Raw genomic sequence first — 12,885 nt, forward strand, 5'->3', positions numbered from 1 at the left:
GGAAAGGCACCAGAATTGGATGCAAGGCGAACGGTTTGTTGGCCTTCTCGTCTTCCAAAGGCTTGTGATCGTCACAATTTGACGTCATTCCATGGTGGCTCCGAAGGGGCCGCCATTTCGATCTCAAGAGGAAGTCTGCCCCATGGCCGATCCTGTGACGAGCCGACCAGTCCCCGTCGAGACGGAGACACGGCGTCTCCTGGAAAGGTTCGATTGGTCCACGACCTCGCTCGGCCCGCGCGAAGGCTGGCCGGAGCGGATTCGAACGGTCATCGACACGGTGGTGGATTCGCCCGTGGCCAAGGTTCTCATGTGGGGGCCGGACCACGTGATGATCTATAACGATGCCTATATCGAGATCGCCGGCGCCAATCATCCGCATGCCTTCGGCGGGCGCGTGCCGAAGATCTGGCCCGAAATCTGGGACTGGAACAGCGCCATTCTGGAGGCGGGTTTCCGGGGCGAAATCCAGTCCTTCCGGGACAAGATTCTGCGTTTGAAGCGCAACGAACAGCTCGAAGACGTTTATTTCGACCTCTTCTACACGCCGATCCGCGATGTCACGGGCGGCATCGGCGGGGTGCTCTGCACCGTCCTGGAGAAGACCGACCGGATCGTCGCCGAGCGGCAGACCTTCCTGTCCAACCAGCGCTTCCGCGCCGCGATCGACGCCATCCATGGCACGATCTGGACCAACGAGGCGAGCGGGCGCATGGTCGGCGAGCAGCCCGGCTGGGCGCGGCTGACCGGGCAGAGCTATGCCGACTATCAGGGACTCGGCTGGAGCAAGGCGGTTCACCCGGATGACGGTCCGGCCTCCGTCGCCGCCTGGCAGGAGGCCGTTGCAACCGGCCAGACCTTCAATCACGAGCACCGGGTTCTGGTGGCCGGCGGCGAATATCGCCGCTTCATGGTACGTGCCGTGCCGACCTTCGACGAGGCGGGTGTGCTGCGCGAATGGGTCGGCGTCCACACCGATGTCGAGGACATGCGTGCCTACGAGGATTCGCTGCGCGAGCACGCCGAGATGCTGGAGCGTCAGGTGCGCCACCGCCAGCGCGCCGAAGAGCAGTTGCGCAATCTCAACGAGACGCTGGAAAGCCGCGTCATCGACGCGCTGGAAGAGCGCCGGCAGGCGCAGATGGCGCTGGCCCAGTCGCAGAAGCTGGAAACGATCGGCAAGCTGACGGGCGGCGTCGCGCACGATTTCAACAATCTGCTTCAGGTGGTCTCGGGCAATCTCCAGCTTCTCCAGCGCGATCTGACCGGCAACGAGCGGGCCGAGCGGCGCATTGGGAACGCCTTGGCCGGCGTCGCGCGCGGCTCCAAGCTCGCCGCGCAGCTTCTGGCCTTCGGCCGCCGGCAGGCGCTGGAGCCCAAGGTCGTCAACGTCACGCGCTTCGTGCGCGGCATGGACGACATGCTGCGCCGCGCGCTCGGCGAAGGCATCGAGATCGAAACCGTGGTCGGCGGCGGCCTCTGGAACACGTTCATCGACCCGACGCAGATCGAGAACGCGCTTCTGAATCTTGCCATCAACGCCCGCGATGCGATGGATGGCCAGGGCAAGCTGACGATCGAACTCGGCAATGCCTCGCTGGACGACACCTATGCCCGCACTCATGCCGAGGTGACGCCGGGCCAGTACGTCATGCTGGCGGTGAGCGACACGGGCTGCGGCATGAGCGCCGAGATCATCGATAAGGTGTTCGAGCCCTTCTTCTCGACCAAGGCGGAAGGCAAGGGCTCGGGCCTTGGGCTCTCCATGGTCTATGGCTTCGTCAAGCAGTCCGGCGGCCATGTGAAGATCTATTCCGAGATCGGCCACGGCACCACGATCAAGCTCTACCTGCCCCGCGCCGAACAGGCCGAGGACGTGGAAGTCACGATCGACAACGGGCCGATCTCCGGCGGCACGGAAACCGTTCTCGTGGTGGAGGACGACGACGAGGTGCGCGCCACCGTGGTGGAGATGCTGACCGATCTCGGCTACCGCGTGCTCAAGGCCGTGGACGCGCAGTCGGCGCTCTCGGTGGTGGAAAGCGGCATTCCGATCGACATTCTGTTCACCGACGTCGTCATGCCCGGCAAGCTGAAAAGCCCGGAACTGGCGCGAAAGGCCAAGGCGCGCCTGCCCGACCTCGCCGTGCTCTTCACCTCCGGCTACACCGAGAATTCCATCGTCCATGGCGGGCGGCTGGATTCGGGCGTCGAACTTCTGTCCAAGCCGTATACGCGCGAGGCGCTGGCGCGAAAGTTCCGCCATGTGCTCGCCAACCGCGCGCAGAAGGGCGTGCGCAAGCCCGATGTCGCGGCTCCCGCTCTCGCAGCGGAAGCCCCTTCCTTGGAGACCTCCCTGCGAAGCGCCCCGTCCGCAGACGCCCCGGCACCGCGCCATTTCAAGCCCTGCACCGTGCTCTTCGTGGAAGACGACGCGCTGATTCGCATGAACACGGCCGACATGCTGAAGGATCTCGGCCATATCGTCGTGGAAGCGGGCAGCGCCGAAGATGCGCTGGTGGCGCTGGAAACGGCGGGCGTCGATGTTCTCGTGACCGACGTGAACCTTCCCGGCATGTCCGGCCCCGAGCTCGCCCGCCGCGCGCTGGAGCTGACGCCTGGCATGGGCATCGTCTTCGCCACGGGCGATCGCCATGTGGATGGCATCGAGCAATTCGGCGCGCGCACCGCCCTTCTGCCCAAGCCCTACGACATGAGCGATCTCGACAAGGCCGTGGCCAAGGCGAGCGCGCGTCAGCGGGTCGACGCCTAGGAGCCTGCCTCGAGAATCCACCGGGTCGGTCCGGCGAGTCTCTTCCGGCCCCGGTTTATCGTCCATCCTCGCCGACCCTCTGCCGGGGCGTTTCCAAACGGGCTCGAAGGCACGCCCCTTCCCATCCGAGGTTGGTGACAGGATGAGCGATTTTTTAGCTCATCCGTGCCCTTCCGCCCTTTGTTCCGGCCCGGTCCTGAGCTAGGAAGCGACCCGTCCTTCAGGCCTTCCCGCCCATGGAGCCGCCATGTCCGACCAGCCCCAGAATCAGGCCAGCCTTCTGGCCGAAGCCCTGCCCTTCATGCAGGCTTACGAGAACAAGACGGTCGTGGTGAAATATGGCGGCCACGCCATGGGCAATGCCGAGCTCGGCCGTGCCTTCGCCCGCGACATCGCCCTCCTCAAGCAGGCCGGCATCAACCCGATCGTCGTCCATGGCGGCGGTCCGCAGATCGGCCGGATGCTGGAGAAGATGGGCATCGAAAGCCGCTTCGAGCACGGGCTGCGCGTCACCGACGAGCGCACGGTCGAGATCGTCGAGATGGTTCTCGCCGGCTCGATCAACAAGGAGATCGTCGCCCTCATCAACGCCGAAGGCGAATGGGCCATCGGCCTGTGCGGCAAGGACGGCAACATGGTCTTCGCCGAAAAGGCCAAGAAGACCGTGGTCGATCCCGATTCCAACATCGAGCGCGTGCTCGATCTCGGCTTCGTCGGCGAGCCGGTGGAAGTCGATCGCACGCTGCTCGACCTTCTCGCCCGTTCCGAGATGATCCCGGTGATCGCGCCGGTCGCGCCCGGCCACGACGGCTCGACCTACAATATCAACGCCGATACGTTCGCGGGCGCCATCGCCGGCGCGGTGAAGGCAGCCCGGCTTCTGTTCCTGACCGACGTTCCCGGTGTTCTCGACAAGAACGGCCAGCTCATCAAGGAGCTTTCGGTGAGCCAGGCGCGCGAGCTGATCCGCGACGGGACGATCTCCGGCGGCATGATCCCCAAGGTCGAGACCTGCATCGAGGCCATCGATCGCGGCGTCGAAGGCGTCGTGATCCTGAACGGCAAGGTGCTTCATGCCGTGCTGCTCGAACTCCTCACCGAGCATGGCGCCGGCACGCTGATCGTGCGCTGAACCCCGCCCTTCCAAGCCTTGAAGCGGCCGGATCGACATCGCGTCGGTTCGGCCGCTTTCGTCTGCAGCAGGTTGTCATGCATCCCAAGCGCCGCATTGATCAGTCTGGCATGGTTTCAGCTTGCATTGAAGCGTAACGTCAGGTACTCGGCGATCCGTACCCTGCGGTACGCTTCCCGTCATCCTGAAGGCATTGTCCCGTGTCCGCCGTTTCCGCATCCAACGCCGACGCAGCGCCCGCCAATTCGCGCGCGCGCGTTCTCTTCGCCAGCCTGATCGGCACCACGATCGAGTTCTTCGATTTCTACATCTACGCGACGGCGGCGGTTCTCGTATTTCCCAAGCTCTTCTTCCCGGCAGCCGACGCGACCTCCGCGACGCTCCAGAGCTTTGCCACCTTCGCCATCGCCTTTTTCGCGCGCCCCATCGGCGCGGCGATCTTCGGCCATTTCGGAGACCGGATCGGCCGCAAGGCGACGCTGGTCGCCGCCCTCATGACCATGGGCGTGTCCACCGTCGCGATCGGCCTTCTGCCGACCTATGCGAGCGCGGGCGTGCTGGCCCCGCTGCTGCTCGCGCTGTGCCGCCTCGGCCAGGGCCTGGGGCTCGGCGGCGAATGGGGCGGCGCGGTGCTCTTGGCGACCGAGAACGCCCCTCCCGGCAAGCGCGCGTGGTACGGCATGTTCCCGCAGCTCGGCGCGCCGATCGGTTTCATCTGCGCCACGGGCTCCTTCCTGATTCTGTCGGACATCCTGACAGACGAGCAGTTCTTCCAGTTCGGCTGGCGCATTCCTTTCATCGCCTCGGCGCTGCTCGTCTTCGTCGGCCTCTGGGTGCGCCTGAAGATTCATGAGACGCCGGCCTTCCAGAAGGCGATGGAGCGTCACGAGCGCGTCAAGGTTCCGCTCTTCGCGGTCTTCTCCGAACACAAGGGCCGGCTTCTGGCCGGCACCTTCGCCGCGCTCGCGACCTTCGTGCTCTTCTATCTCATGACGACCTTCGTCCTCTCCTGGGGCACGACGGCGCTCGGCTATTCCCGCTCGACCTTCCTGCCGATCCAGATGCTGGGCGTCGTCTTCTTCGGCCTCGCCATTCCCGTTTCGGCCCTCATGGCCGACCGGATCGGCAGCCGCGCCACGCTGATCCTCGCCACGGTCGGCATCGGCCTGTTCGGCTTCGTGTTCCATCCGCTCTTCGGCGCGGGCACGGTCGGCAGCGTGATCGCCTTCCAGATCATCGGCTTCGCGCTGATGGGTCTCACTTACGGCCCGCTCGGCACCGCGCTGTCGGACCTCTTCCCGACCGCCGTGCGCTATACCGGCGCGTCGCTGACCTTCAATTTCGGCGGCATCGTCGGCGCCTCGCTGGCCCCCTATCTGGCGACGCGTCTGGCCACCGAACACGGTCTGGCGGCCGTCGGCTACTATCTCTCGGCCGCCGCCCTCATCACGGCCATCGCCCTCTTCGCCACCCCGCGCAAGGGCGAGTTCGCCTGATCGGGCAAAGACCCAGTCGCTGATACGACCCGGCCCGGCATCGCCCTCCCGCGATGCCGGGCTTTTCTTTTGATACGCGGCGGATGCGTTTCGCCGGCTTTGCTTCCGCCTGTGGCCTCCCCGCACTGGCCTGTGACGAAGGCCGCTGCCACCAAGGATGGAATGCCAGCGCAGGACTTATGCCAGGATGAACCCGATGTCTCGCCGCGCCCTGTTCCTCCTCATGCTTCTGTCCACCACCGCCGCGCCCGCGCTTGCCGAGGACACCAGCCCTTCGCTGGTCGAGCGCCTCGAAACCGCGCGGCAGATCGGGAGCGACGAGCGCTTCATTCGCTTCTCGCCCTTCGTCCAGTTCGACGGTGGCTGGGCTTCCTCCTCCCCGGGCGATCTCCTGGACCCGGCCGACCGGCGCAATGGTGAGGTTCGGCGCGGACGGCTCTACACCGATTTCGGCTATGACGACTGGGGCGGGCGGCTGACGCTCGACTTCGCCAATTGGGAAGATGCGGCCGTCACCTATGCCTATGTGAACTACAAGATCTCGGAAGCGCTGACCGTTCAGGCCGGCTATCAGGACATTCCGTTTTCCCTCCAGAACATCATGGGCAGCCGCTCGGCCACCTTCGCCGAGGACGGGCTGAACAGCACGCTGCAACTGTCAGATGCCGTCGGGATCACAGCCTTGGCCCATGGCGAGCGCTGGAGCCTCCAGACGGGCGTCTTCGGCGGCGACATCAACGCTCAACCCTTCGACGATGGGGTGACGCTGGCCGCGCGCGCGACCTATGCGCCTTATCTCGAAGGTGGGGACGCCGTGCATCTCGGCCTCGGCCTTGCCGGCGGATTCGACCGGCAGGAGCCCTTGAGCTTCTCGGGCGGCGTCGGCACCAATCTCGTTTCGCTTTCCCCCGTCTCGACCGATGATTTCGAGAAACCGTCGAAGCTCCTGTCCCTGAACGGTGAGTTGACCGCAACGCTCGGCCGCTTCACCTTCCAGAGCGAATATACAGTGAGCCGCGTCGAGGCGGCGCGGGGCGAAGAGGCCGTCCTGCACGGCGGCTATGTCTCGGCGCTTCTCTTTCTCACCGACGACCACCGCCGTTACGAGGTGGATGGCGGCCAGTTCGAGCGTGTGAAGCCCGCCCATTCCGTCTCCAAAGGCGGCATCGGGGCTTTCGAGATCGGCGCGCGGCTGGATGCGCTCGACCTGACCGATGCCGAGGATGGCGGGGCGGAGATCGCCGGCACGGCCATCCTGAACTGGTATCCGACCGACATCCTGCGCTTCACCGCCAGCCACACCTACACGCGCGTCACCGATGGGCCGGACGAGGGCGACGAGGTGAACGCGACGCTTTTGCGCGCCACGATCGTTTATTGACCATTCGCATTGACGCCGAACCCGCCGCCGTGTCGAAAGAAGAGATGACCGAGAACACCACGATCCTGCGCACCGCCGACGCCACGCCCGCGGACTTCTCCCATGTCACGACATGGGTCTTCGACCTCGACAACACGCTCTACCCCCGCCGCACCGACCTGTTCCGCCAGATCGACGAGCGCATGACGAGCTTCGTCGCCGAGCTTCTGAACGTGCCGGCCGACGAGGCGAAGGTTGTGCAGAAGCGCTTCTATCGCGAATATGGCACGACGCTGCGCGGCCTGATGACGGTGCACGACATCGACCCTGACGCCTTCCTGCGTTACGTCCACAATATCGACTATTCTTGGCTCTCGCCCGACCCGGAGCTGGGCGCGGAGATCGCGGCTTTGCCCGGCCGCAAGTTCATCTTCACCAATGGCGACCGGGGCCATGCCGAGCGCACGGCGCGCCAGCTCGGCATTTTCGAGCATTTCGAGGATGTGTTCGACATCGTGGCAGCCGGCCTGATCCCGAAGCCCGCCGCCGAGACCTATGACAAGTTCATGGCGCTGCACCGGATCGACACGGCCCATGCGGCGATGTTCGAGGATCTGGCGCGCAATCTCGAAGTGCCGAAAACCCTGGGAATGCGCACGGTGCTGATCGTGCCGGAAAATTTCGAGACGGCCATTGGCGATGCCTGGGAGCACGAAGGGCGCGAGGGCGAGCATATCGACTTCGTCACCGACAATCTGACGCATTTCCTGCGCTCGATCCGCTGACGCAAAAAGGCCGGAGCGCAACGCCCCGGCCTCAAACACTTCGTTTCGAATGGCCTACGAGCCGAGAATGGAGCGGTCGGGCCGCACCAGCGACGCCATGCCGCCGGTTGCCCGGTCTTCCATCATGTTCAGCTCGGCCCGGCCTGCGCCGGCGCGCTTGTTCTGGTTGAAGATCGCGTCCATCTGCTCGTTGGCATAGACGGCATCGCCGCTTTTCGAGGCTTCGCGTGCCGCCCGACTTTCGGGGTCGAGATCGGTCGGCGAAGCTTTCGCGCCCGTCTCGTCCTCCTGGATTGTTTCGGGCACGTCCATGTTCTGCTGACGGCGCATCATCGCGGAATCGGTATCGAACTCGCCCATGGCTGGTTTCCTTCCCTCAAGATTTATGGCTTGGGAGAAAAACGTCGCGGGATGGGCCGGGTTCCGGCCGGATCAGAACTCGTAATAGCTGCGGATGATATCCCAGCCCTGTTCGGCCGTATCCACGAAATGGATGAGGCCGAGATCGTCGGGGGCGATCGTGCCTTCCTGCGCCAGGAATTCGAAATCCACCACGCGCCGCCAGAAACTTTCGCCGAACAGCACCACCGGAATGCGCGCCATGCGCCGGGTCTGAATCAGCGTCAGCGCCTCGAACAACTCGTCCATCGTGCCGAAGCCGCCGGGGAAGATGGCCATGGCCTTGGCCCGCAGGAGGAAATGCATCTTGCGGATCGCGAAATAATGGAAGTTGAAGCAAAGCTCGGGCGTCGCATAGGGATTGGGCGCCTGCTCGTGCGGCAGCGTGATATTGAGCGCGATCGACACCGCCCCGACATCGGATGCGCCGCGATTGCCCGCTTCCATGACGCCCGGCCCGCCGCCGGTGACGATCACGAATTCCTTGCCGCCCGATGAGTTGGCCGAATGGCGCGAGGCGAGTTGCGCGAAGCGCCGGGCCTCGTCGTAGTAATGGCTGTTGGCGCGCAGCCGCTCGGCCTGTTCCGGCGTGCGGGCCGCCCAGGGATCGTGGCCGGGCTCGGGGATGCGCGCGCCGCCGAAGAGCACGACGGTGGACAGGATGCCCGCTTCCGTCAGCGCCATGTCGGGCTTCATCAGTTCCAGTTGCAGCCGGACGCCGCGCATCGGCTCGGAGGCGAGAAAGTCCGGGTCGTCATAGGCAAGGCGATAGGTCGGCGAGAGGGTCTGGGGCGTGCGGGGCTTGGCCGTCTGACGCGCCCGATCCTCGCCCGAAGTTGGAAAAGGCGAAAAGGCTTCTTCGCCCTCTGCACCCGAAAGAAGGTCCTTGTCGGTTTCCATCGCCACGCGCCATCGTCCTCGCGTTGATTGTCCAGGGGGCTTCCAATAGAGGAAGCGTCATGCCCGAAGCTTTCACGCCGCTACACAAGGACGCACGGATGACCGACCACGCCCAGCTTGAACAGATCATCGAAACCGCCTTCGACAACCGGGACTCCGTCAACGCGCAGACCCAAGGCGAGGTTCGCGACGCGGTGAACGAGGCGCTGAACGGACTCGACCGAGGCGCGCTCAAGGTCGCGACGCGCGGCGGCGATGGTCAGTGGACCGTGCATCAGTGGCTGAAGAAGGCGGTGCTCCTGTCCTTCCGCCTGAACGACATGGAACTCGTCTCTGGTGCACCGGGCGGGGCGAACTGGTGGGACAAGGTGCCCTCGAAGTTCGACGGCTGGACGGAAACGCAGTATCGGGAGGCCGGCTTCCGGGCCGTGCCGGGCGCGATCGTGCGCCGCTCCGCCCATATCGGCAAGAACGCCATCCTGATGCCGAGCTTCGTCAATCTCGGCGCCTCGGTCGGTGAAGGCACGATGGTGGACACATGGGCGACCGTCGGCTCCTGCGCGCAGATCGGCGCGCATGTGCACCTGTCCGGCGGCGTGGGCATCGGCGGCGTGTTGGAGCCGCTTCAGGCCGGCCCGACCATCATCGAGGACAATTGCTTCATCGGCGCACGTTCGGAAGTCGTGGAAGGCTGCATCGTGCGCGAGGGCTCGGTTCTCGGCATGGGTGTCTTCATCGGCCAGTCCACCAAGATCGTGGACCGCGAGACGGGCTCCATCACCTATGGCGAAGTGCCGCCCTATTCCGTCGTCGTCGCCGGCTCGCTGCCGGGCAAGCCGATGGGTAATGGCGAGGCCGGCCCGGCGCTCTATTGCGCGGTGATCGTCAAGCGCGTGGACGAGCGCACCCGCTCCAAGACGTCCATCAACGATCTCTTGCGCGCCTGATCGAAGAGGGGGTGCACGGCGCAAGACAGCGCCGTGCATTCGACGGCATTTTCTAAGACATCGCTTTGGGAAGCCCTTCGAGGGATCGCTGTGGGGTTTCCGCTCTGCGGCCTGACAACGAACGCGGCCTCTACCAGGAGCATGAGCCGAAATCGAAGAAGCAGCCCGGATGGAGAGCGCCGCCGGGCCGCGCACGGACGGACTTTCGACACAGTCCGATCTCCCAGCCCAGCGCATCCAGCGCGGCAGCGGCCCAGCGTTCCGCCGCTAGGTCGCTGCCGGCATTTCGGGTCGCGACGGGTGTCGCACTTCCCTGTCCTCACGCGCCTTCCCAACCGCGCATGAAAAAAGCCGGGGCGAACCCGGCTTATTTTTCCTTGCGATAGCGGCCCCTCCGAGCGGGCTCACGCTTGGCGAGCTTACTGTGCGGGCCGCGTCGAGGCATCGAAGGCGCCGCCGAAGCGGTCGCGGTCGATTTCGGGCTGCGAGCGATGGGTCACGCGGCCGCCATCGGGCGCGCCGGCTTCGGCCTGCTGCGGGGCGATCAGCGGCGGGATATGATTTTCAGCGAGACGAATGATCGGGCGCGGCGCGGGGACGGGCGCCGACACGGCGGCGATCGCGCCGCTCGTGGCTTCGTCCGTGCCGGTCAGAGCCGTTGCGGCGGCCGGAGCGTTGGTGGATTGCGGCCTGGAAAGCGTCGCGGCGACGGTCGGCTTGACCTCGCCGCGCGCTTCGGCCGGATGGGCAGCGACGGCGCGGGCGACGAGGCCCTTGCGCACGGTCGGCTCGACAGCAGCGACGAGCGAGGCGGTGTCCGACATGGCGGGCGTCTTGCGCGAGCGGATCTCCGCCATGTGGCGCTTGACGTTGGAGCAGTAGACGCTGGCGGATTTGGACATAACCGTGGTCCGGTGTCCGCCCTTGTACTTCATCGCCGTGCGGCAGATGTCGCCATTGCCCTCTTCGTAGGCGCCCTTGAGATAGCGCATGCCGTAGCGAAGATTGGTTTCGGGATCGAGCAGGGCTTCCGCCGGGCCGGAGAAGCCGAGGCCCCGCGCCGTGGCGGGCTTGATCTGCGACAGGCCGTAGACGCCCGCGCCGCGAGCGCGCGGATTGTAATGGCTTTCGACGCGCACCACGGCATAGGCCAGTTCGCGCGGAATCTCGTTTTCGTCGGCGGCGGCGGCGATCATGCGGTCGATCTTCGGATCGCCCGTGATCGTGTCCTTGGCGGCCTGCGCGACGTTCTGGATCGTGGCAGCGGACACATTGGCGACGGCGACGGCTTTTTCACCGACCCGCACCGCGCCGGCTACGACGCTGTTCTTGGCGGCGACGGCGGTGCCATAGGCGCGGCTGCCGAGGGAGGGCTTGGCCTCTGCGACCTCGGCGCGGGCGGCGACGACGCGCCCGCCCTTCTGTTCGGTCTGTTCGGCGCTCTTCTCGCTCGGCTTGGCGGACGGAGCGATGACGCGGGTCGGACCGTTGTCGTTCTTGGCGATCTGCACGACTTCGGACTTGGTGCCCGACGTCTTGGTGGGGGAGATGTCAGCGGTGCCGCTGAGCTTGTCTCCGTCGGAGACACATGCCGAAAGCATCAAAGGTGCGAGGAGGGCCAGAGAGGCCACCGAAACCATACGGCCGGAACGCGCGCGAGCGATCCGGGCTCCTTCGGCCCATTGATGCGTCATGCAGGAATCCCCTCAGCTATTTCGCTCGGTGGCAAGCCTTCGTGACCAAACCCGGCCGAAACGTGGCAAGGCTGGGTCAAAGGTTACCGACCGTTCACAAAGATTAGCGCATCGTGACTAAAAAGCACCACCCCCAAAAAACGAAGAATCCAGCCTGTGGACAAGTTCGGTGGCGAAGCGGCTTTCGGCGCGTTAGAAAACAGTCATGAGCACCACCCTTCTCGACCCCGCCGACAACCTTTCCCGCCTTCTGCGCTGCGCCTCCGTGACCCCCGAGGATGCAGGGGCTCTGGGCACGCTGGAGGCTATGCTGAAGCCATTGGGATTCCTCGTGGAACGCCCGATTTTCGAGGCCGATGGAACCCCCGCCATCGAGAACCTTCTGGCGATTCGCGGCCAAGCCGGACCGCACCTGTGCTTTGCCGGACACACCGATGTCGTGCCGCCCGGGCCCGACGCCGATTGGTCGCAGCCGCCCTTCGCCGCAATCGTTAAAGATGGAGAGATCTATGGCCGGGGCGCTGTGGATATGAAGGGTGGAATCGCCTGTTTCGTCGCCGCCGTCGCGCGACTCGAATCGAAGGGCGCGCTGCCCGAAGGCCGTTTGTCCTTCCTGATCACAGGCGACGAAGAAGGGCCGGCCATCAACGGCACGGTGAAGCTGCTCGCCCATGCCGAACAGGCGGGGCACCGCTTCGACGCCTGCCTTCTCGGCGAGCCCACCAATCCCGAAGCGCTTGGCGACATGATCAAGATCGGCCGGCGGGGCTCGATGTCGGGCATCGTCATGCTGAACGGGCGGCAGGGCCATGTCGCCTATCCCCATCTCGCCGACAATCCGATGCGCCGCCTCGCCCCCGTCCTCGCCGCCTTGCAGGATACACCGCTCGATGGCGGCACGGAGCGGTTCCAGCCCTCCAATCTGGAAGTGACGACGGTGGACACGGGCAATTCGGCCAGCAATGTCATCCCCGCGCGGGTCGCCATCCGCTTCAACATCCGCTTCAACGATCACTGGACGCCCGAGACGCTGCGCGCCGAAGTGCTGCGGCGAATCGAATCAGCCCTGTCCAGCGCCGCGCCGGGCCGGCCCATGGCGGACCTTTACGAGATGACATGGCGCGAGCCGGTGTCGGATGTGTTCGTGACGGCCCCCGGCCCCCTGGTGGAAGAGCTGTCGGACGCGGTGGAGGCGGTGACGGGTCGCCGGCCCGAACTCTCCACCTCGGGCGGAACCTCGGACGCGCGCTATATCAAAAACCATTGCCCGGTGGTCGAATTCGGACTTGTCGGCAAGACGATGCATATGGCCAATGAACGTGTCGCCCTATCGGACCTCGAAACGCTGACGGCTATCTATGAGACCTTCCTCACCCGCTGGTTCGCCGCCCAGTCCTGA

General features: G+C 65.3%; 10 protein-coding genes. 7 read left to right on the forward strand and 3 right to left on the reverse strand.

Annotation, left to right across the window (positions count from 1 at the left end; translation table 11 throughout):
• The first annotated feature begins 142 nt into the window (after nt 1-142).
• The 5 genes from AUL36_RS17815 to AUL36_RS17835 all read left to right on the forward strand — a co-directional run bounded on the left by AUL36_RS17815 (nt 143) and on the right by AUL36_RS17835 (nt 7,546).
• A complete protein-coding gene (locus tag AUL36_RS17815) occupies nt 143-2,773 on the forward strand; it encodes a response regulator (protein ID WP_062222861.1) in 2,631 nt (876 codons plus the stop codon).
• A 247-nt stretch (nt 2,774-3,020) separates the two neighbouring features.
• Nucleotides 3,021-3,905 carry an acetylglutamate kinase gene (gene argB / locus AUL36_RS17820; RefSeq protein ID WP_062222862.1) on the forward strand — a complete coding sequence of 295 codons (885 nt, stop codon included), beginning with the start codon at nt 3,021-3,023 and terminating at the stop codon, nt 3,903-3,905.
• A gap of 200 nt (nt 3,906-4,105) precedes the next feature.
• Entirely contained in the window at nt 4,106-5,401 is a 1,296-nt protein-coding gene (locus AUL36_RS17825) for an MFS transporter (RefSeq protein ID WP_058601020.1), read from the forward strand.
• A gap of 196 nt (nt 5,402-5,597) precedes the next feature.
• Nucleotides 5,598-6,782: an OprO/OprP family phosphate-selective porin gene (locus tag AUL36_RS17830; protein WP_062222864.1), complete on the forward strand. Its 1,185-nt coding sequence runs from the start codon at nt 5,598-5,600 to the stop codon at nt 6,780-6,782.
• Nucleotides 6,783-6,826: 44 nt separating this feature from the next.
• A complete protein-coding gene (locus AUL36_RS17835; RefSeq protein WP_062223024.1) occupies nt 6,827-7,546 on the forward strand; it encodes a pyrimidine 5'-nucleotidase in 720 nt (239 codons plus the stop codon).
• A 54-nt stretch (nt 7,547-7,600) separates the two neighbouring features.
• Here the strand turns inward: AUL36_RS17835 and AUL36_RS17840 are convergent, their stop codons facing one another.
• Nucleotides 7,601-7,906 (reverse strand): hypothetical protein, encoded by a 306-nt coding sequence (locus AUL36_RS17840; protein WP_058601018.1) that lies wholly within the window; start codon nt 7,904-7,906, stop codon nt 7,601-7,603.
• Nucleotides 7,907-7,978: 72 nt separating this feature from the next.
• Nucleotides 7,979-8,845 carry an LOG family protein gene (locus tag AUL36_RS17845; RefSeq protein WP_058601017.1) on the reverse strand — a complete coding sequence of 289 codons (867 nt, stop codon included), beginning with the start codon at nt 8,843-8,845 and terminating at the stop codon, nt 7,979-7,981.
• 98 nt (nt 8,846-8,943) lie between these two features.
• Between AUL36_RS17845 and dapD the strand changes: the two genes are divergently transcribed.
• On the forward strand, nt 8,944-9,792 hold the full coding sequence (gene dapD, locus AUL36_RS17850) for a 2,3,4,5-tetrahydropyridine-2,6-dicarboxylate N-succinyltransferase (RefSeq protein WP_058601035.1): 849 nt from the start codon (nt 8,944-8,946) through the stop codon (nt 9,790-9,792).
• A gap of 419 nt (nt 9,793-10,211) precedes the next feature.
• Here dapD and AUL36_RS17855 read toward each other — a convergent pair whose 3' ends face one another.
• Complete coding sequence (locus AUL36_RS17855) at nt 10,212-11,486, reverse strand: lytic transglycosylase domain-containing protein (RefSeq protein WP_156418451.1); 1,275 nt, start codon at nt 11,484-11,486, stop codon at nt 10,212-10,214.
• Nucleotides 11,487-11,691: 205 nt separating this feature from the next.
• On the opposite strand from AUL36_RS17855, the gene dapE reads away from it, so the two are divergent.
• Nucleotides 11,692-12,885, forward strand: a complete 1,194-nt coding sequence (gene dapE / locus AUL36_RS17860) for a succinyl-diaminopimelate desuccinylase (protein ID WP_062222869.1) — start codon at nt 11,692-11,694, stop codon at nt 12,883-12,885.

The organism is Aureimonas sp. D3 (assembly GCF_001463805.1).
GTDB classification, from domain to species: domain Bacteria; phylum Pseudomonadota; class Alphaproteobacteria; order Rhizobiales; family Rhizobiaceae; genus Aureimonas; species Aureimonas ureilytica_A.